This window comes from Gammaproteobacteria bacterium (assembly GCA_013003425.1).
Lineage (GTDB): Bacteria > Pseudomonadota > Gammaproteobacteria > Steroidobacterales > JABDKV01 > JABDJB01.
This window is the reverse complement of sequence record JABDJB010000034.1, coordinates 1-20,139: the sequence shown is the minus strand read 5'-3', so window position 1 is coordinate 20,139 and position 20,139 is coordinate 1. Positions and strand designations below refer to the sequence as shown.

The window sequence follows — 20,139 nt, the reverse complement described above, 5'->3', positions numbered from 1 at the left end:
GATATCAATCCTTGCCGGCGCGGCCGTACGAGTCTGCCAGCCGCTCAATGTCATTGTCGTCAATGGCGCGGCCAGTCTGAATTTCTATGATCTCCAGCGGGTCTGCGCCGGAATTGCGAATGCGGTGAACCATGCCGACCGAAATGTAGGCCGACTGATTCTCCATTAGTTCGTATACTTCATCGTCACAGGTGATTTCCGCCGTGCCACGTACCACCACCCAGTGCTCGGAACGATGCTGGTGACGCTGCAGCGACTGCTCACCGCCTGGTTTTATCAGCAACCGGTTGACCCGGTAACGTTCGCCCGAACCGATACGATCAGCAGAACCCCAGGGGCGAAAAACCTCGCGATGAAGCTGCACTTCGGAGCGTTTGTCAGCCTTCAGCCGGTTGACGATCTCCTTTACGTCCTGCGCCTCGCTGCGCGGGGCGATGAACACGGCGTCGGCGGTTTCCACGATGATCTGGCTATCGAGGCCCAGCGCGGTAACCAGCCGGTGGCCGGCATGGATATAACAGTTGCCGCTACGCACCACCTCGACATCGCCAATCAGCACATTGCCCTGGGTATCGGGCTGCTGCGCATCGTAGAGCGCATCCCAGTTGCCAACGTCGCTCCAGCCGACGTCCAGCGGCACGACCGCGGCGCGATCAGTTTTTTCCATTACTGCATAGTCAATGGAGTTTGAAGGACTGGCGGCAAAGCCATCAGGGTCCAGCCGCAGGAAATCGAGATCGGCGCGCGCTGCAGCGTAAGCGCCCTGGCAGGCCGCCAGCATATCAGGCTGATGTCTGCCCAGCTCTTCAAGATAGCGTGATGCCTGCAGCAGAAACATGCCGCTGTTCCAGAAGTAATTGCCGTCGGCAAGATACTTTTGCGCGGTTTTGTGATCCGGTTTTTCAACAAACTCATCCACCGCAAGACCGGCCGAGTCAGGCGCAATGCGGGCGCCGGCGCGGATGTAACCGTAACCGGTTTCCGGTCGCGTCGGGGTAATTCCAAAAGTAACCAGGCGACCACTGGCGGCAACCGGCACCGCAGATGCAATTCGCTCACACAGCGCGGCCGCATCGGCGATGACGTGGTCGGCGGGAAGTACCAGCAATAACGGATCGGCAACCGCATGCGGCCCGCGCATGTTATCTGCCGCAGCCAGCGCAGCCACCGCGACGGCAGGTGCGGTGTTGCGCCCTACCGGCTCGAGCAGGATGGCACCGGGTTCAACGCCGATCTGCCGCAGCTGCTCGGCCACCATAAAACGATGCTCGTTATTGCAGACCACCAGGGGTGGTGCTGTGGTGTCGAGTCCGTCGAGGCGGCGAATCGTGTCCTGCAGCATGGTGTTGTCACCGACCAGTGCCAGCAGCTGCTTGGGATACAGCTCACGGGACAGCGGCCACAGCCGTGTCCCGGAACCGCCGGACAGCACAACTGGCAGAATGCTCAACGCCTTGTCACCGCTCCGTTTCGACCGCACGGCCGATCGACCGGTAGTCGAAACCGTACTGGGTTACGAACGCGGGATCGTACAGGTTGCGGCCGTCGACAATCAGCGGCGTACTCAGCTGCTCCTTCAGCCGACTAAAGTCCGGACTGCGAAACTCCGACCACTCCGTGACGATGACCAGCGCATCAGCACCCTGAGTCGCTTCATCAGCCGTCTCGCACAAGGTCAGGTCATCCCGATTGCCGTAAATCTTGCGCGTCTGCTCCATCGCCACCGGGTCATAAGCGCGTACCCGCGCCCCATCGCGCCACAGTGACTCCATCAATACCCGGCTGGTAGCTTCGCGCATGTCGTCCGTGTTGGCCTTGAACGCCAGCCCCCACACCGCAATAGTCTTGCCACGCAGGTTGCCGTCAAAATAATCAGCAAGCTTGCGATGCAGCACCTCTTTCTGGCGCTCGTTCACGCCTTCGACAGATTCCAGTATCGCCGCCTGGTATCCAACATCGGAAGCGGCCTTTATCAGCGCCTTCACGTCCTTGGGAAAGCACGAGCCGCCATAACCGCAGCCGGGATATATATAGTTGTAGCCGATACGTGGATCCGAGCCGATGCCAACGCGGACATGCTCGACGTCGGCCCCGACCAGCTCGGCCAGGTTGGCCAGCTCGTTCATAAAACTGATACGGGTCGCCAGCATCGCGTTAGCCGCATACTTGGTCAACTCTGCCGACCGGATATCCATGGCAATGAGCCGATCGTGATTGCGCGTAAACGGATCGTAGAGCATGCGCAGCAGCTCGGTAGTACGTGGATTGTCGGTACCGATGACAATGCGGTCCGGTTTCATGAAGTCGCCAATGGCCGCGCCTTCACGCAAAAATTCAGGGTTTGAAACCACGTCGAACTCAATCGCCTCACCGCGCTGCTGCAGCACACCGGCAACTTCGGCGCGTACCAGGTCAGCGGTACCGACCGGCACGGTCGATTTGTCGACAACGATACGGTACTCGCGCATGTGCTGGCCGATTGTGCGTGCGACCGCCAGCACGTGCTGCAGGTCAGCCGACCCGTCTTCATCCGGCGGCGTGCCCACCGCAATGAACTGGAACAGCCCATGCTCGACACCCGCCGCAGCATCGGAGCTGAACTTGAGCCGCCCGGCATCGGCGTTGCGATGCACCAGCTCGGTCAGCCCGGGCTCATGGATTGGCACCTGCCCGCCATTGAGCAGCGCGACCTTTTCCTCGTCTATGTCGATACACAGGACGTTGTTGCCGGTCTCGGCCAGGCACGCGCCGGTTACCAGGCCTACGTAACCGGTACCGAAAATAGTAATATTCATGTTCTTGTTCTTCTCCTGCTAAAACACGCCGACGGCGTTGGCGCTGGCGGCGGCAAGGGCCAGCTGGTAAACAATTTGCGACACGTTGGTCCACAGTGCGAGTGAACTCATGCGATCGGCATCGAGCGGCACCACGACGGTATCGCCTGGACGAATTTCAGTCGATTCCGGACGCTGGAACCAGCGCGAACGCGCCCCGCTCAACACGGCGCCGTTGGCGCGCACCACATAGATACGACGCTTGTCGGCCTTGTTGGTCAGGCCGCCACTGCGGCGAATGTACTCGTCACGCGACAGGCTCGGTTCATATATATGCGAGGTGGAGTACTGCACCTCTCCCAGTACCGTCACCTCCTGGGTGCGTTTAGGGATGAACAGTCTGTCGCCGTCACGCATTACTACATCGAGGTTCGCATCACCGCGCGCCTGCAGGGTGGCGCTGACATCGATTACCAGGCGCCCGCTTGCGCTTGTCTTGCGCAGCTGCGTCAGCAGCGACTGACCGATAGTCAGAGCCTGCGCCGCGTTGGCTTCCGTCTGCACGGCGCGCAGCGAAAAAGCCACGATATCCGCCTCAAGCCGCGCAGCCAGGTTTTCTATCTGCTCCTGTTCGCGACGCTTGAGATCTTCACGCACGAAAACGCTGCCATCGGGAAAGGCCAGTTCGGTCAGGCCACCGGCACGTTGCAATACTGAACTCAGTTTTTCACCGCGCTGCAGTATGTACGTGCCGGGAAACCGCACTTCACCACGGATCTCCACGCTCTCCTGCACCTGCCACTGTGGCAGCTCCTTGATGATCAGGTTGTCATACGACTGCAACGCAATATCGGCGCCGGGATCGCCCGCCAGCGCCCGCTGCAGATCGATCGACAGCAGTTCGGTCTGGCGTGATTCGCGCCCCGAAACATCGTAGCGCGTCAGCTCGGCATTGAGCGTGTACGCGGCTTCCTGCAGACCGCCGCCGGCACGTACCAGGTCGCTGATGCGCATCCCCGACTCGAGCGGATAACTGCCGGCAGCGTTGATACGGCCGCCGACGATAACTTCCCGGGCCGGTTCACCGCTGCGTGACTGCTGGCGCAACTGCTGCAACAGCGGCTCGATGCGTTCGGCACGTCCCTGGTCGATGCTGAAGACCAGCACTTCGTCACGCGGCTGCAGGGCCGGGTCCATGCTGCTGCCCCGATTCGCCCAGGCCTGGCTCAGGTCAGCAGAAAAAACCTCCAGCAGGCGGTCAGCACCGGTCTCGCGCCGAATCAGCACGTAGCGCAGATCAGCTCGCGCGCGCAGCTCGGCACTGTCACGGATCAGCTGCGACAGCCGCATACCACGGGTGTACTGGCGCACGCCGGGGCGCTGTACGTGACCACTCACGGTTACTGCCACAGCTAGCTCGTCGAGCACCGGCTCAACCCATAGCACATCGCCGTTGTTCAATCGCGTCTGCCTGCCCTGATTCGACGACAGGTCTACATCGACCACGGTGCGGCGCGAATCCGGCCCGATACGCTCCAGCCGACCGGAGTACGGTAGCGCCGATGGCAGCAGCCCGCCGGCCAGCTCGATGATATCCGCCGCGGTCTTCTCGTCGCGCAGTTCGTACAGCGCCGGGCGCAACACCTCGCCGCCAACACCAACTGTCTTGCCTACGGGCGGAATGAAAATGGCATCGCCGGGCTGCAACCTGAGATCGGCGCGGGTATCGCCGGTAAGCAGCAGCCGGTAAAGATCGAGCACCCGCACTGTTCGACCGTTACGTTTCAGCTGGATATTGCGCAGCGATCCACGCTCGTTGATGCCGCCGCTGAAAAACAGCGCATTGGTAATTGTCGACAGGCCACTGACGGTATAGGAGCCCGGCTGCACCGCCTCACCCAGAACAAAGACTCTGATCGAACGTAGCTCGCCAAGCGTGACGCTGGCCTCAACCCCGATCATCTGCTCGCGGATGCGGGTTTGCAGCTCGCTACGCAGGTCGGAAAAGCGTAGCCCGGTGACATTGATCGGGCCGATTTCCGGCACGTGCAATACACCGTCACGCGTTATTGCCAGCTCGTATCGTTGGTTTTCCTTGCCATACATCTGCAGGATCACGGTGTCACCCGGACCGACCACGTAATCAGTGGGCACCGGGATGTCGGTAGCCGGCGCAAATGTCGTCGGCGAACCTTCGAACAGTTCGGCACCGAATCGCACCAGGGAGTCGGCGCCTTCCGGCTCCAGTGGCAGCAGGCTGACTTCAACTTCCAGGTCGCGAAAACCCGGTTCGGCCTGGATGCGGATTGCTGCCTCTTCGGCGGTCAGCCCGGCCAGTGGAACAACGTGAAAATCGTCGATGATCAGCCGCCCCTGACGGTCGAGTTCAAAAAACGACGCTCCCAGCAGCCCGGCAACCCGCGGATGCAGCGCACGCTCGATTTCCACGCGCCGCTCGGGGCTTAGCTCTTCGTCAAAACCCAGGCGCACGACAATCTTGCTGTCGCCTTCCACCCGCGGCTCTTCCGGGGTGAGCATTTCAACCAGCAGGTCGGTGGACAACGAATCGTCCATCATCAGTGGCGGAAACTCCGGCACCTCGGTCCCGCCACTGCCTGACTCACCCATTACCTGTTCCAGCACCTGCTGACGCTGCTCGGGCGACAGTGCATTGAGCAGCTGCAGCTGGTCGGGAGTCTGTGCACTTGCATGCAGTCCGGTCAGCAGCAGCGCCACTACTGCGGTAATTCGCGCGTACTCAATCATCAAAAACTACCCTGCCAGGAAACATGGCCGCGAACCTCGGTGTCGTCCTGTGCGGTCACCCGGTCGTCTGCCTGGTCCAGGCCGACACCAACTGCCAGCCGGCCGCCCTGCATCAACCGGCTGTACCCCAGCTCGATGTTTGCAACGTCGAGGCTGCGCGGCGCGCGGGTGTTGGCCTCGCTGCCGCCACGATTGAGATCGACGATGCGCAGCAGACCGTACCAGTGGTCACCCGATTCGCTGGCGAAAGTGCCTCCCAGCGTGATCATGCGCCCGTCGTTGTCCAGAGCATGTCCAATGGTGCGGCCACGATAACGATAGCCATCCTTATATATAAAGTGCTCGTATGCATAGTCGTAACGGACGTCATTCTTGTAAAACTCGGCGGCAGTATCAGCAAACTCGAGGTGCCCGCGCCACGATCCGCCAAACCTCGCGGAATAGCCCCAGGTCTCCAGGCCGAGCTGACCGATCATACGCGATGGCAGACCGCCTGCCTCGTCCTCGCCGATCAGCTGCCCGTACCAGGCCAGCGGCAGTCTGAGCGGCAGGCGCCAGCGCCAGTCGACACCGGCCAGCTGATTGCCCGGCTCCCGCTCCAGCTCCGTATTTTCACCGCGATTGTCCTGCCCCAGCAGCAGGTCCGCAAATGTGCTGCCGTCACAGGGGCGGCCCTGCCCGCACCATTGCGCGGTGCGTGACAGCCCTATTTCCAGGTTTCTGGTCGGGCGAAAATTTACCCTCAGGCCGAACAGTCGCGCATCGGGCACCGTGCGGCTGCTTTCCAGCTGACCCCAGATCAGGCTCACGGTCCACGGCCCCACCCAGCGCAGCCACCTGATGTCCGGTGCATCCGAGAAATTGCGGCGCAGGGACAACGCCGGTACCGGGCGCGCGTTTGTCGACAGTATCAGGCTGCTGTCGCGACCCGGCCCCCACCAGCGCTCCAGCAGCCCGGCAGAAATGATGTAGTTGCCCAGTACGAAACCCAGGTAAGAACCATCGGCGCGCACTGCCTTGTTGTCGTCGGCGCCGACTACCGCGGCTGCCTGCAGCCGGTAGCTGAGCCGCAGCCCGGTCCAGTCCATGCTGGCACGGACTTCGCCCGACTCGCGTGGCGTGTCCTGGAAAGTACGCAGCTGTCGCGGGTTGCTCGCCAGTGACGAGCGGAAATTGAGGTTGTATTGCTCGGTGCCGGTCGCGGCCTTGCGCGCCTGCTTTACCCGCTGCAGCGCCTGCAGCACGGCGGGGCTGGTCGCGCCGCCCTGGTCATCCAGGTTTGCCCCGATATCACCCCACGATAACGGCCAGGTAGTGATCGGCGTCGTAATGTAGCCGGCGTCTGAGAGCAGCTGGATATCGTCGCGTAAGGCAATATCGCCCGGGTCAATCCAGGGCGCTGCCAAAGCGGGCGCCACGACAAGCGCCACTATGCCTGCTGGCAACCAACGTAAACAATGCGGGCATTTCATATGAATGACTATCTGTAACAGGCGCTGACTCGAGTTGCGCTGCGCATGTTACACGGCTGTCCGGCCAGCGCAAAACAGCGTCAGCCCTGCGGGTAATAGTCGCGGTACCAATCGACAAAACGGGCAATACCCGCCTCGATCGGGGTCGCCGGGCGATAGCCGACATCGCGCGCCAGATCCTCGACGTCGGCGTAAGTATCGGGCACATCGCCGGGCTGCATAGGCAACAGGTTCATCTCGGCCTTGCAGCCCAGGCACTGCTCAAGCACCTCGATGTAGCGCAACAGTTCGACCGGTTGCTGGTTGCCGATATTGTAGATGCGGTATGGCGCGAAACTGGAACCGGGGTCCGGGCTGACACCTGACCAGTCGCCGTCGGGTGCGGGCACCTTGTCGGCGACGGCAACGACCCCGGCTGCTATGTCATCTATATAGGTGAAGTCGCGACGATGCTTGCCGTAATTGAATACATCGATAGGCTTGCCTGCCAGGATGTTCCTGGTGAATTTGAACAGCGCCATATCGGGCCTGCCCCAGGGACCATAAACAGTAAAAAACCGCAGCCCGGTGACCGGCAGATCATAGAGACCCGCATAGCAGTGCGCCATCAGCTCGTTAGCTTTTTTCGAGGCTGCGTATAGCGATAACGGGTGATCGACGTTGTCGTGCACCGAGAACGGCATACTCTTGTTGGCGCCATAAACGGAACTGGATGACGCGTATACCAGGTGCTGCACGTCGGTGTGACGGCACTGCTCCAGGATGTTGCCGAAACCGACCAGGTTCGAGTCTATATAGGCGTCAGGATTCTCAATTGAATAGCGCACGCCGGCTTGTGCTGCCATATGAATGACAGTGTCAAAGCGTGCGGCAAATACTTCCTTCATTGCCTTGCGATCAGCAACATCAGCACGAACAAAGCTGAATGCCGGCTGTTTACGCAGCTGCTCCAGACGGCCCTGCTTGAGCGCCACATCGTAGTAGTCATTGAGGTTATCGAGCCCGACCACCTCGTCGCCGCGCGCCAGTAGCCGTGCGGCAACAAACATGCCGATAAAACCGGCCGCACCGGTGACCAGGACTTTCATACAGGCGCTCCGCGACCGGTCACAATACGTAGATTACAGCCCATAGCCCGGTGATCGACATTACTACGGTGTACGGCATTGCCAGCAGGACCATGCGACCGTATGACAGACGAATAAGTGGCGCCAGGGCCGATGTCAGCAGGAACAGGAATGCCGCCTGGCCGTTTGGCGTAGCGACGCTGGGAATATTCGTGCCGGTATTGATCGCAATCGCCAGCAATTCGAACTGCTCACGATTGATAACACCTGCGGCCAGCGCATCCTGCACCGAGGAAATATATACGGTAGCAACAAACACGTTGTCGCTGACCATGGACAAGACACCGTTAGCGATGAAGAACCATGCCAGCTGGGTTTTGCCTTCCAGCGTGAGCACCCAGTTGATTACCGGCTGGAACAGACCCTGGTCGTTGATAACCGCCACGATAGCGAAAAACACCACCAGCAGTGCGGTAAACGGTAATGCCTCCTCAAACGCATGACCGATACGCTGCTCCTCGATAACTCCTGTCAACGAGGTTGCCAGCACAATAATCATCAGACCGATAACACCCACTTCCGCCACGTGCAGCGCCAGCGAAATCACCAGCACGACTACAACCAGGGCTTGCGCCATCAAAATTGCTTTTTCCCGCAATCCACGTTTGCGGTCTTCCTCAGCGGCATAGGCCGACAGCACTTCGCGCACGGCAGGCGGCAGAGTGGCCCCGTAACCGAGGATGCGGAATTTCTCCAACGTGGCACAGGTCACCAGACCCATAAAAAACACCGGGATGGAAATAGGCGCCATCTTTATAAAGAACTCGGCGAATTCCCAGCCGGCCACCTTGCCGATCAGCAGGTTCTGCGGCTCACCTACAATCGTCGTTACGCCGCCCAGCGCCGTACCCACAGCACCGTGCATCATCAGCTGGCGCAAAAATGCGCGGAATCGGGACAGGTCGGTGCGGTGGTCTTCCTCGACCAGTTCATCGTCGGCCGAATCATGATCGACGTGGTGGAACTTCCGCCCGGACGCAACCCGGTGATAGACCGAATAGAAGCCGGCACCGACCGTAATAATGACGGCCGTCACCGTGAGCGCGTCGAGGAACGCCGACAGGACTGCTGAGACAGCGCAAAACAGCAGCGACAACAGCATTTTCGAGCGTACCCCGAGGATGATCCGGGTAAAGGTGAACATCAGCAGCTCCTTGAGAAAGAAGATGCCGGCCACCATGAAAATAAGCAGCAGAATTACCGGAAAATTATGCAGCGCCTCGTCGTAGACATGCCCCGGCGAGGTCATGCCGAGCAATACCGCTTCGATCGCCAGCAGTCCTCCGGGAGCGAGCGGATAGCACTTGAGTGCCATTGCCAGGGTAAAAATGAACTCGATGACGAGCAACCAGCCGGTCCAGAATTCGCCCACAACAAACAGTGCGATCGGGTTGATCACGAGGAACCCGATGATGGCGAGCTTGTACCAGTCCGGCGAGTGGCCGAGAAAATTCCGTGTAAACGCCTGCGTGAATGTTTGTGCCATTACAGTCCTTCTGTACCAGCGGGTGTTACGGGATCGGGCGCAGCCGCGAGACTACCACCGCCCGGGCCGCTCAGGAACTCTCGAGGCGTCGCCACACGCTGGTCGTGTCGCAGGCGCCCTCTATTCGCGACAACACCTGTTCGTGGGCTTCCTTTTCCAGCTCGGTGCAGCGCACGACGGGGAGTTCGAGCCCGGCGCGATCGATGTGCTGCAGCGCGGCTGCCTGGCTGGCATCGTCCTCAACCGCCAGCGACAGCATCACCTGGCCGCCGGTCATTGCCAGGTAAACTTCCGACAACAGCCGGGCGTCCAGCAAGGCACCATGCAGCTCGCGACCGATGGTCGGAACGCCATGGCGCTTGCACAGGGCATCGAGATTGTTGCGCTGTCCGGGGTGCATCCGCCGCGCGATCGCCAGGGTGTCCAGAACCTTGCAGTAGTCCCCGATTACACCCAGCGGCCGATCGATCAGTGCCAGTTCGTAATCGAGGAAGGTCACGTCAAACTCTGCATTGTGGATGACCAGCTCGGCGTCGCCGACGAACTCGAGAAATTCAGCAACAATTTCATCGAAAGCCGGCTGCGAAGAGAGGAACTCGGCAGTGATACCGTGCACCTGTAGCGCTGCCGCATCGATTTTCCGGTCGGGGCGTATGTACTGATGATAAGTGGTGCCGGTATGACGCCGGTCAATCAGTTCAACACAGCCTATCTCGATGACCCGATGGCCATCCTCGACTTCCAGACCGGTAGTTTCAGTATCCAGTACGATTTGTCTCATCGCCGCCTCAACCGTCTGCCTGCAACATGCGATCCAGTGCCACATTGGCCAGCTCATCGGCCCGCTCGTTGCCCGGATCGCCGCTGTGGCCTTTCACCCACACCCATTCGATGTCATGGGCACCGACCAGTTCGTCGAGACGTTCCCACAACTCCCGGTTCTTGACCGGCTTGCGCGATGATGTCTTCCAGCCGCGCCGCTTCCAGCCGTGCATCCACTCGGTCACGCCGCGCAAAAGATAGACAGAGTCCGTATATATCGTCACGGAGGCCGGCCTCTTTAGCGCCTCGAGCGCGCGGATTGCGGCCATCATCTCCATCCGGTTGTTCGTGGTCAGCTCCTCGGCGCCGGACAGCTCTTTTTCCGAGCCACGCGCGCTGAGTATAGCCGCCCATGCTCCCGGTCCGGGGTTGCCGCGACACGCCCCGTCGGTATGTATCACCACCTCTTTCATGCCGCCGAGCGCGTCGTAGGCTCGACCAGGCCGCCGGCCACGCGTGGCCGCCGCGACCACTGCGGCCGCATGGCAGTCACCGAATAGACGCGCTTGCGCGCAACCAGCACGTAGACACCGGACAGCCGCGGCCAGTAACGGGCACCGGCGCGTTCAAACCATTTCAACCGGTTCAATACGGACTCCTGGTCGACTGGTGCGCAATGCCCGCAGCGAATTGCCGGCTCGACTTTCATTCCCAGCAACGAGAGCCAGTCGCGCATGCGTCCTTCAGGGATGAGCTGGCGGGTACCGCGGGGAAACCGGCGACGCAGTGCCAGATGGCGTGCGCCCCATGCGCTGAGCGGGTTGAAGCCGATGACGATGAGGTGCCCTTCACCGACCAGCACTCGCTCGACTTCGCGCAGTACTTCGTGGGGTTGTGAGTCTGTTTCGAGCGTATGCGGCAGCAGCACGGCGTCGACCGAGTCCGAGGCTATACCGAGCCGCGAAGGCCGGCTGCGGGCGCTGAGGCCAGGCACACCGTCGGTGGCGACCAACGCCTGGCGTTGGGTCCGGGCGAATCTGATGAACTGGTCGGGCTGGCCCCAGCTGCCGATCTGCAGCAGGTGCAGGCCAAAAACCTGGCTCAACGCCTCCTCGACCGCCGCGGTTTCGCTGGCAAGCAGGGCCTGGCCCATGGGGCCGGTCAGCCACTCAGGTCGTACGTCGGAGCTCATGGACGGCTAATATACCGTAATTAGTGGTGGTTTATACGCCCTTGACAGGCTCTGTAGCGGACACGTTTATGCCCGGCCGTGCTTTCCGGTACGATACCGCAATGCCAGTCTTTCGACCCATCTGCGTGACGCTGATTGCCACGATTACCTGCGCCGTTTCCGGCGTTGCCCGGGGCGATACCGGCGGTGATATTTACGATCCGAACGCGACGCTGATAAATGTCACCGAGCAGTCACCGGACTTGCTCGCACAGCTGCCCGACGGCTTTCGCCTGCCCTACCGTGACACCCGCGCCGTCTCGCAGGAATTTAACTGGTACGTCCGGCACCCGGACTATCTTGACCGGGTCTTTACCCGCTCACGCCCCTACCTGCCACACATCGTGGCAAAGATTCGCGAACGTGGAATGCCGCTCGAGCTTGCGCTGTTACCTGTCGTGGAAAGCGCCTTCGATCCTTTCGCGTATTCGCACGGACAGGCGGCCGGGATGTGGCAGTTTATTCCCGCCACGGGTCGGCGTTTCGGCCTGCAGCAAAACTGGTGGTACGACGGCCGTCGTGACGTCATCGAGTCCACGCGGGCGGCGCTGGACTACCTGGAGCGGCTGCACCGGATATTTGACGGTGACTGGCTGCTCGCCATCGCGGCTTATAACTCCGGCGAAGGCAAAGTGCGTCGAGCTATCCGTCGCGTCGGCGCTGGCGCAACTTTCTGGGACCTGCGCCTGCCGCGTGAAACCGAGGCCTATGTACCGCGACTGCTGGCGCTCAGCAGGCTGGTAGCGGCGCCGCACGACTTTGGCATCAGCCTGCCGTTTGTCTCCGAGCAGCCCTACTTTGAAGTTGTCAGCACCGGCAGCCAGATCGATATTGCACTTGCCGCGCAGATGGCGGATATGGAGACCGACGACCTGTATCGGCTCAATCCCGGCCTGAACCGCTGGGCCAGTCCTCCGCAGGGCCCGCACCGGCTGCTGGTCCCGGTCAACAAGGCTCAACTGCTGCGGCTGCGGCTGGCTGAGCTGCCGGCGGAGCGCCGCGTGCGCTGGACCCGTTACCGGATTCGTGAGGGAGATACGCTTAGCCAGATCGCACAGGCACACAAGACAACCGTCAGCGTGTTACGTGAGGCGAACAGCCTGGGTGGCTCGAGTATCCGCGCCGGCCGTCACCTGATGATTCCCACGGCCAGCCAGGCGGCCGCTGACTACAACCTGACTGCCGACAACCGCCTGGCACAAAAGACCGCGGCGCGCGGCGACAGCCTGCGCTACACCGTGCGCAGCGGGGACTCGTTGTGGGATATCGCACAGGCACATGGTGTGGGCGTGCGCGAGCTGGCGCGCTGGAACGGGATGGCACCACGCGACACGTTACGCGTCGGGCGGCGACTGGTGATTCACGGCGCAGCAAAGAGCGGGCCTGACGTCGCCGCACCACCCGGTACGCAGCGGCGTGTTAACTACACCGTGCGCCGGGGCGACTCGCTGGCACGCATCTCATCCAGGTTTAATGTCAGTATCAATCAGCTGCGACGCTGGAACAGCGCCGTGAGCAAGCAGAAATATCTCTACCCGGGACAACGTATTGTCATGTATATCGACGTAACACGGCAGTCGGGCGGCTGATGGGCTTCCTGACAAACAAGCGAGCCCTGATAGTCGGCCTGGCCAGCGAACGCAGTATCGCCTGCGGCATCGCCCGGGCAATGCATCGCGAAGGCGCGCAGATCGCCTTTACCTACCAGACTGAGAAACTGAAAAAACGCGTCGACAAGCTTGGTGCCGAACTCGGCTCGGATATCAGCATCCCGCTGGATGTATCCAGCGATGCCCAGATCGAGGAGTGTTTCAACAAGCTGACCGGTCACTGGGACGGGCTGGAAATACTCGTACACTCGGTCGGGTTCGCGCCGCGTGACCAGCTGGCCGGCAGTTTCACCGACAGCATTACCCGCGAGGGATACCAGATAGCTCACGACATCAGCGCATACAGTTTTGCCGCGCTGGCAAAAACTGCACGACCGCTCATGAAAGACCGTGACGCGTCGCTGCTCACGCTGAGTTACCTGGGAGCCGTGCGGGCTGTCCCGAACTACAACGTGATGGGCCCGGCCAAAGCGAGCCTGGAGTCAATGGTGCGGTTTCTTGCCGCCGACCTCGGCGAGCACGGCACCCGCGTCAATGGCATCTCCGCCGGCCCGATCAAGACCCTCGCCGCCGCCGGCATCAGCGGTTTCCGCGACATGCTCAGTCATGTTGCCGATACTTCGCCGCTGAAACGCAACGTCACCATTGACGATGTGGGCAATGCCGCAGCATTTTTGTGCTCGGATCTTGCCGCCGGTATCACCGGCGAAATCCTCTACGTCGATGCCGGTTACAGCACGGTCGGCATGAGTCTCGACTAAGCGACAAGAACGGAATTAGCGATGACGACACCGTGGTACCGCAAACTCCACTGGCAGATCCTGATCGGCCTGCTCCTGGGGCTGATCTACGGCATTATTGCGGCAATCCAGGGCTGGTCTGACTTTACTACTGACTGGATATCTCCGTGGGGCAGGATCTTTATCAACCTGCTGACGCTAATCGCGGTACCGCTGGTGCTGGCTTCCCTGATTACCGGGGTTGCGTCGCTGGCTGATACCCGGCGGCTGTCGCGCATTGGTGGCCGGACAATATTCATCTACCTCTGCACAACGCTCGCTGCACTGATTATCGGACTGCTGCTGGTCAACGTCGTCAATCCTGGCGCCACGGTGCCGGATGAGATGCGCGAAAAGCTGATGCAGACCTACCAGGATGACGCCGCCAGCCGCCAGGACCAGGCCAGCATGGCCAAAGAGCGCGGGCCACTGCAGCCACTGGTCGACATGGTTCCAAGCAATGTATTCGCGTCGGTATCCAACAATCGCAGCATGCTGCAGGTGGTGTTTTTTGCACTGTTTGCCGGCGTAACCCTGCTGATGATTCCACGGGAAAAAGCGCAGCCGCTAATAGACTTTTTCGACGCCATGACCGAGATGGTCATAAAGATGGTCGAAGTCATCATGCGCGTGGCGCCGTTCGGCGTCTTTTGCCTCCTGGCCTCGACGATAACCGACATTGCCGGCGACGACCCGTCGCAGATCATCGAGCTTCTGCGCGCGCTGGGCCTTTATGGCGGCGTCGTGATTGCAGCCCTGGCAACGCATGTAGTCATTACCTACGCCACGATACTTGTCCTGTTTACGCCAAAGAAGATTGGCGAGTTCTTCAGCGCCATTACGCCCGCACAGCTGGTGGCGTTCTCAACTTCGTCCAGCGGCGCCACCCTGCCGGTGACGATGGATGTGGCCGAAAAGAAACTTGGCATATCCGAAGAAGTATCGTCTTTCGTGCTGCCGCTGGGAGCAACGATAAACATGGATGGCACCGGGCTGTACCAGGCCGTCGCTGCCGTTTTTATCGCCCAGACTATCGGTCTGGACCTGGATCTGACTGCACAGGTAACAATCGTGCTGACCGCAATGCTTGCGTCCATTGGTACCGCCGCGGTGCCCAGCGCCGGTATCGTGATGCTGGTCATCATTCTCGAATCGATCAACGTACCGGCCGCGGGTATTGCATTGATCCTCGGCATCGATCGGATTCTCGACATGTGCCGCACCGTGGTCAACGTAACCGGCGACCTGACCGTTGCGACGGTAGTTGCCGGCGCCGAAGGGCAGCTGCGTGAAGTCGGCCATTCCGCCGACACCACCGCCGACCTGGCCTAGACAATCGTCGAACCGGCGAAGCCGGATCGACTCCATTTACCCTGCCAACCCACCATCAGCCGCGATGCGATCACCAGCATTCGCGGCCAGGGCCACTCGCGCGAGTCATCGTTGCAAATCATTCGCGGCTAAAGCCGCTCCTACAGGGGCGCACCCGGGAATGATGCGGCGGGAGAGAAGACGGTGTTTGCCGGCGCCGACTTGTCGGAGGCGCCGGTGAACACCGTCTTGTAGGCCCGCCGCGGTCGCAAGCAGTCGCGGCTGGAAGCCGCTCTCACGAGAGCCCATCGCAAGCGTCGCGGCTGGAAGCCGCTCCCACGAGAACCCAGCGAAAGAGTCGCGGCTGGTGAGCTTACTCGAGTAGTTCGGGACGCAGCTGAACTGAAGCCTGATCACGCAACGTCGTTACGTAGGCGGTCAGATCACCGATCCCGTATTGATTCGCGACGGTGTCCGGCGAACCAAGGTTATCGGTATTTCCCGGTACGACTTCGTGCAGCGCAAACAACGCATAACTGCCATCGTCGAGAACGACACCCTCGTGAGTCACCCCACCTTCCGACGGGCGCGGCGCGCGGAACAGCGCCTCGCTCAATGCCGCCGGCAGTGCGGCGGTGCGACGATAGGACTCACGCGCCTTGAGTTCGACACCGGCTTCGGCAGCGAGTGACTCCAGCGCTTCGCCAGCCTGGGCGCGCGCCAACAGGGCGTTACCACGCTCTTCAGCCAGCTCGGTTGCCGCTGCCTGACGCAGCTCGGCGACGATCGCATCACGCACCTCCTCGAGGGGGCGCAGCTGTGCCGGCCGATGCGCTGCGACACGCAGGATCATCCGGCTCTCGGCCGATATTTCTAACAGATCGCTGTTCTCGCCCTGCTCCAGCACCCGTTCGCTGAACGCGGCATCAATAACGGCTGCATTGGCCGCCAGCCCATCACCCCCGCGGCGGGTCAGGCCATCGAGCTGCCTGATGGTAAAACCCATCTCGGCGGCGACCGGTTCCAGCGTATCGGGATTCTCGAAGCCCAGGTCGGCAATACGCTCAGCGGTATCATAAAACTGGTCTTCGGCCAGCACGCGGCGCAGCTCTACGTCCAGTTCGTCCCTGACTTCCTCGAAGGACTTGGCAACACCGCCGCGCTGCCCGTCCATGCGTATCACGTGGTAGCCGAATTCGGTGCGCACCGGGCCACGCAACTCACCGGGCTGCATCGAGAACAGCGTGTCCGCAAACGCGCCGACATAGGCGCTGCGCTGGGCCCAGCCCAGGCTGCCACCTTCGGGCGCTGAACCGGGGTCGTCGGACAACTCGGCGGCCAGTGCGGCGAAATCTTCACCGGCTTCAAGACGCGCCAGGACTTCGCCGGCCTTCTGGCTGGCGGCGGCATCATCGGTGTCGTCATCGACTGCGATCAGGATATGGCGGGCCTCACGCTCCTCGGGCGCCTGGAAACGACCGTTGTCGACCTCGTTGCGGTAATAATCCTGCAGGTCATCTTCGGTCACGGCAACGTCGGCGGCCAGGTCGGCCAGCTCGATGGTTACGTACTCGATATCAACGCTCTCCGGCTGCATGTAGCCGTCCTGCGCAGCGGAGTAATGAGCTTCTATCTGCTCATCGCTGATTACGATGTCTTGGGACTGCGGGTCGATACTCAGCTGCAGCCATTCGGCTACACGTTGCTGGCGCTCGAGACGCGTGCGTGCCTCCAGCTCCTCACGCGTTACAAACGCGGTTTCGGCGATGCCACGGCGTACCTGGGTGATACGGAGTCCGCGTCGCATCTGCGCCTCGAAATACTGAGGATTTATCCCCTGCAGTGACAACCGGGTCTTGAACAGGTCCACGGAAAACTGCCCCTGGTCCTGAAACGCTTCCATATTGCGGATATGCGCCACGAGAGCGTCGTTGCCAATATGGTAGCCCGCGTCGCGCGTGTGCTGGGCCAGCACTTCGTCCACGACTACGCCCTGCAGCACCTGGTTTCGAATCAGGTCCTGTGTTTCGGGCGACACATCGGAGAATTGCTGGAACTGGTTCAGCTGCGCACGATAGGCGCGCCGCACCTCTTCCAGCGGAATTTCCTCACCATTGACCTGTGCCACCGCATTTTGCCCGGTGATCTCGTTCGGCACTCCCCAGAGCGCGAAGGCCAGCCCGATAACGATGAAGAGGATGATGGAGACCCAACCGGTCAGATGATCCCGTATCGCCTGCAGCATTGGAACGATCCCGTATTGTTTTACAGCTAAAGAAGAAAAGGCGCCCTTGGGCGCCCTTCGTTAAATGGCGGAGCGGACGGGACTCGAACCCGCGACCCCCGGCGTGACAGGCCGGTATTCTAACCAGCTGAACTACCGCTCCGCGTTTTCTGGTGGGTGCTGAGGGGATCGAACCCCCGACCTTCGCCGTGTAAAGGCGACGCTCTCCCAGCTGAGCTAAGCACCCAGTGCACCCGGGCCGAGGGCGCGCTAGTTTACGGCATCCTTCAGGCCTTTGCCAGCCTTGAAACCTGGTGCGTTACTGGCCGGAATCTGCAGCGGTTCGCCGGTACGCGGGTTGCGACCGGTACGGGCAGCGCGGCGTTTGACCGAGAACGTGCCAAACCCGACCAGGGTGACATTCTCGCCCTTCTGCAGGGTCTTGGTGATGGAGCTGATCACCGCATCCACGGCACGGTCAGCCTCACTGTGTGAGAGATTAGCGGCATCAGCCACGGCCTCTATCAACTCGCCTTTATTCATTTACCTTCCTCGTTCGATTACGGCGAGACGTATGATTTCACGTCCCGCAAAATGCCAGCGGCCCGCGGTGTGCGGGCCATCGTCTGGCGGCAGATTATATACCAGCACTCCGCCGGCAGGTCACCATATCAATGAGGCCGCACCGTATCACTTGATTCCGATTGGCTTTTTTCCGATCTCTCCTTGCCACCCTTGCCACCTTTCGAGACAACCGGCGGGTGCTGCAACGCAACTTCAAGCACCTGGTCGATCCACTTGACACAGCGGATCTCGAGCTTGTCCTTGATATTTTTCGGTATGTCGGCCAGGTCCTTCTCGTTCTCGATCGGGATCAGCACGGTATTGATGCCACCACGATGAGCAGCCAGCAGCTTCTCTTTCAGTCCGCCAATAGGCAGCACTTCGCCGCGTAGCGTGATCTCACCGGTCATGGCGACATCGGATCGCACCGGGATACGCGTGAGCGAGGAAACCAGCGCTGTACACATGCCGACACCGGCACTGGGCCCGTCTTTCGGCGTGGCGCCCTCAGGCACGTGAACATGCACGTCCATCTTCTGGTGAAACTCCTCGTCGACACCCAGCACCTTGGCGCGGCTGCGCACGACCGTCATGGCGGCCTGGATCGACTCCTGCATCACGTCACCGAGTTGACCGGTGTGGATCAGCTTGCCCTTACCACCGACTGTCGCAGCTTCGATGGTGAGCAATTCGCCACCGACTTCTGTCCACGCCAGGCCCGTAACCTGTCCGATCTGATCGTTTTCTTCGGCACGCCCGTAACGAAACCGGCGTACACCGAGATACTTGTTCAGGCTGCGCGCAGTGATACGTGTCACCTTCTGTTCCGTCTTGAGCAACAGGCTCTTGACTACCTTGCGGCACACCTTGGAAATTTCTCGCTCGAGATTACGCACGCCCGCCTCACGCGTATAGAAACGGATGACATCACGCAGCGCCGGGTCGGCAATATTCAGCTCCTCTTCGCGCAGGCCATTGTGCTTCATCTGTTTCGGCACCAGGTAGCGCCGCGCTATGTTCATTTTTTCGTCTTCGGTGTAACCAGGCAGCCGGATTACTTCCATCCGGTCCAGCAGTGGCGCCGGAATGTTCAGGCTGTTGGCGGTACACACAAACATGATGTCGGACAGGTCGAAATCGACCTCGAGATAGTGATCGGCAAAGGTGGCGTTCTGTTCCGGATCGAGCACTTCGAGCAGCGCCGATGACGGATCGCCACGGAAATCCATCGACATCTTGTCGATTTCATCAAGCAAAAACAGTGGATTGCGCACGCCTGCCTTGGCCAGGTTTTGCACGATCTTGCCGGGCATCGAACCGATATAGGTGCGCCGGTGGCCGCGAATTTCGCTTTCGTCGCGCACGCCACCAAGAGAGATGCGGATGAACTCGCGCCCCGTTGCCCGCGCAACCGACTTGCCCAAGGATGTCTTGCCCACGCCCGGTGGTCCGACAAGACACAGGATCGGGCCTTTCAGCTTCTTCGACCGCTGCTGAACAGCCAGAAATTCGACGATCCGCTCTTTGACCTTTTCCAGACCGTAGTGATCGTCATCCAGCACTTTCTGAGCGCGGGTCAGATCCTTTTTCACGCGGGTTTTGACGCCCCACGGGATAGCAAGGATCCAGTCCAGATAGTTGCGCACAACTGTCGCCTCTGCCGACATCGGTGACATCGACTTCAGCTTCTTGACTTCGGCCTCGACCTTTTCGCGCGCTTCTGGCGAAAGCTTGGTCTCGGCAATTTTTTCTTCCAGTTCGGCGACCTCGTTTGCGCCATCGTCGCCATCGCCCAGCTCTCGCTGAATGGCCTTCATCTGTTCATTCAGATAGTATTCGCGCTGCGTGCGTTCCATTTGGGATTTCACGCGGGTCTTGATCTTTTTCTCTACCTGCAAGACCGACATTTCGCCCTGCATATGCGCATAGACCCGTTCCAGACGATCCTCGATCGACAGGGTTTCCAACAACCGCTGCTTTTCGTCAACCTCAACACCCAGATGCCCGGCGACCAGATCGGCCAGCTTTTCCGG

General features: G+C 60.6%; 15 protein-coding genes and 2 tRNA genes. 3 read left to right on the top strand and 14 right to left on the bottom strand.

The annotated features are described in order from the left end of the window. Window positions 1-4 precede the first annotated feature (4 nt). From HKN06_05280 to HKN06_05240, 9 genes are all read right to left on the bottom strand, one after another. Window positions 5-1,450, bottom strand: coding sequence for a mannose-1-phosphate guanylyltransferase/mannose-6-phosphate isomerase (locus HKN06_05280; GenBank protein ID NNF60729.1), 1,446 nt, complete (start codon window positions 1,448-1,450; stop codon window positions 5-7). Between the two features lie 7 nt (window positions 1,451-1,457). Continuing rightward, window positions 1,458-2,795 (bottom strand): UDP-glucose/GDP-mannose dehydrogenase family protein, encoded by a 1,338-nt coding sequence (locus HKN06_05275; GenBank protein ID NNF60728.1) that lies wholly within the window; start codon window positions 2,793-2,795, stop codon window positions 1,458-1,460. A gap of 18 nt (window positions 2,796-2,813) precedes the next feature. Continuing rightward, window positions 2,814-5,540 carry a hypothetical protein gene (locus tag HKN06_05270; GenBank protein ID NNF60727.1) on the bottom strand — a complete coding sequence of 909 codons (2,727 nt, stop codon included), beginning with the start codon at window positions 5,538-5,540 and terminating at the stop codon, window positions 2,814-2,816. Continuing rightward, window positions 5,540-6,958, bottom strand: coding sequence for a capsule assembly Wzi family protein (locus HKN06_05265; protein ID NNF60726.1), 1,419 nt, complete (start codon window positions 6,956-6,958; stop codon window positions 5,540-5,542). The genes HKN06_05270 and HKN06_05265 overlap by 1 nt, the downstream gene beginning before the upstream one ends. Window positions 6,959-7,092: 134 nt before the next feature. Then, a complete protein-coding gene (locus tag HKN06_05260) occupies window positions 7,093-8,100 on the bottom strand; it encodes an NAD-dependent epimerase (GenBank protein ID NNF60725.1) in 1,008 nt (335 codons plus the stop codon). A 19-nt stretch (window positions 8,101-8,119) separates the two neighbouring features. Beyond that, on the bottom strand, window positions 8,120-9,625 hold the full coding sequence (gene nhaB / locus HKN06_05255) for a sodium/proton antiporter NhaB (GenBank protein ID NNF60724.1): 1,506 nt from the start codon (window positions 9,623-9,625) through the stop codon (window positions 8,120-8,122). Between the two features lie 70 nt (window positions 9,626-9,695). Then, window positions 9,696-10,406 carry a DNA polymerase III subunit epsilon gene (dnaQ, locus tag HKN06_05250; protein NNF60723.1) on the bottom strand — a complete coding sequence of 237 codons (711 nt, stop codon included), beginning with the start codon at window positions 10,404-10,406 and terminating at the stop codon, window positions 9,696-9,698. A gap of 7 nt (window positions 10,407-10,413) precedes the next feature. Beyond that, complete coding sequence (rnhA, locus tag HKN06_05245) at window positions 10,414-10,860, bottom strand: ribonuclease HI (GenBank protein NNF60722.1); 447 nt, start codon at window positions 10,858-10,860, stop codon at window positions 10,414-10,416. Continuing rightward, window positions 10,857-11,579, bottom strand: a complete 723-nt coding sequence (locus HKN06_05240; GenBank protein ID NNF60721.1) for a methyltransferase domain-containing protein — start codon at window positions 11,577-11,579, stop codon at window positions 10,857-10,859. Before HKN06_05240 ends, rnhA begins: the two co-directional genes overlap by 4 nt. A gap of 101 nt (window positions 11,580-11,680) precedes the next feature. Between HKN06_05240 and HKN06_05235 the strand changes: the two genes are divergently transcribed. From HKN06_05235 to HKN06_05225, 3 genes are read left to right on the top strand one after another with little or no spacing between them, the layout of a single operon-like run. Further along, the gene (locus tag HKN06_05235; protein NNF60720.1) at window positions 11,681-13,207 is read left to right on the top strand and encodes a LysM peptidoglycan-binding domain-containing protein; all 1,527 of its coding nucleotides are present in this window, start codon (window positions 11,681-11,683) and stop codon (window positions 13,205-13,207) included. Further along, window positions 13,207-13,989 (top strand): enoyl-ACP reductase, encoded by a 783-nt coding sequence (locus tag HKN06_05230; GenBank protein ID NNF60719.1) that lies wholly within the window; start codon window positions 13,207-13,209, stop codon window positions 13,987-13,989. The genes HKN06_05235 and HKN06_05230 overlap by 1 nt, the downstream gene beginning before the upstream one ends. Window positions 13,990-14,010: 21 nt before the next feature. Continuing rightward, window positions 14,011-15,339, top strand: coding sequence for a dicarboxylate/amino acid:cation symporter (locus HKN06_05225; protein NNF60718.1), 1,329 nt, complete (start codon window positions 14,011-14,013; stop codon window positions 15,337-15,339). Between the two features lie 352 nt (window positions 15,340-15,691). Here HKN06_05225 and HKN06_05220 read toward each other — a convergent pair whose 3' ends face one another. The 5 genes from HKN06_05220 to lon all read right to left on the bottom strand — a co-directional run. Further along, entirely contained in the window at window positions 15,692-17,563 is a 1,872-nt protein-coding gene (locus tag HKN06_05220) for a hypothetical protein (protein NNF60717.1), read from the bottom strand. A 65-nt stretch (window positions 17,564-17,628) separates the two neighbouring features. Beyond that, a tRNA-Asp gene (locus HKN06_05215) sits at window positions 17,629-17,705 on the bottom strand. An 8-nt stretch (window positions 17,706-17,713) separates the two neighbouring features. Further along, window positions 17,714-17,789: transfer RNA gene (locus HKN06_05210), tRNA-Val, on the bottom strand. A gap of 23 nt (window positions 17,790-17,812) precedes the next feature. Beyond that, window positions 17,813-18,085 carry an HU family DNA-binding protein gene (locus HKN06_05205; protein NNF60716.1) on the bottom strand — a complete coding sequence of 91 codons (273 nt, stop codon included), beginning with the start codon at window positions 18,083-18,085 and terminating at the stop codon, window positions 17,813-17,815. A 128-nt stretch (window positions 18,086-18,213) separates the two neighbouring features. Next, a partial coding sequence (lon, locus tag HKN06_05200; GenBank protein NNF60715.1) for an endopeptidase La occupies window positions 18,214-20,139 on the bottom strand: 1,926 nt, incomplete at its 5' end.

Bases quoted from the DNA above. Each gene is read 5' to 3' on its own strand.
- HKN06_05275 (NNF60728.1), bottom strand. From the start codon at position 2,795: ATGAATATTACTATTTTCGGTACCGGTTACGTAGGCCTGGTAACCGGC.
- HKN06_05270 (NNF60727.1), bottom strand. From the start codon at position 5,540: ATGATTGAGTACGCGCGAATTACCGCAGTAGTGGCGCTGCTGCTGACC.
- HKN06_05260 (NNF60725.1), bottom strand. From the start codon at position 8,100: ATGAAAGTCCTGGTCACCGGTGCGGCCGGTTTTATCGGCATGTTTGTT.
- nhaB (NNF60724.1), bottom strand. From the start codon at position 9,625: ATGGCACAAACATTCACGCAGGCGTTTACACGGAATTTTCTCGGCCAC.
- dnaQ (NNF60723.1), bottom strand. From the start codon at position 10,406: ATGAGACAAATCGTACTGGATACTGAAACTACCGGTCTGGAAGTCGAG.
- rnhA (NNF60722.1), bottom strand. From the start codon at position 10,860: ATGAAAGAGGTGGTGATACATACCGACGGGGCGTGTCGCGGCAACCCC.
- HKN06_05240 (NNF60721.1), bottom strand. From the start codon at position 11,579: ATGAGCTCCGACGTACGACCTGAGTGGCTGACCGGCCCCATGGGCCAG.
- HKN06_05235 (NNF60720.1), top strand. From the start codon at position 11,681: ATGCCAGTCTTTCGACCCATCTGCGTGACGCTGATTGCCACGATTACC.
- HKN06_05230 (NNF60719.1), top strand. From the start codon at position 13,207: ATGGGCTTCCTGACAAACAAGCGAGCCCTGATAGTCGGCCTGGCCAGC.
- HKN06_05225 (NNF60718.1), top strand. From the start codon at position 14,011: ATGACGACACCGTGGTACCGCAAACTCCACTGGCAGATCCTGATCGGC.
- HKN06_05220 (NNF60717.1), bottom strand. From the start codon at position 17,563: ATGCTGCAGGCGATACGGGATCATCTGACCGGTTGGGTCTCCATCATC.
- HKN06_05205 (NNF60716.1), bottom strand. From the start codon at position 18,085: ATGAATAAAGGCGAGTTGATAGAGGCCGTGGCTGATGCCGCTAATCTC.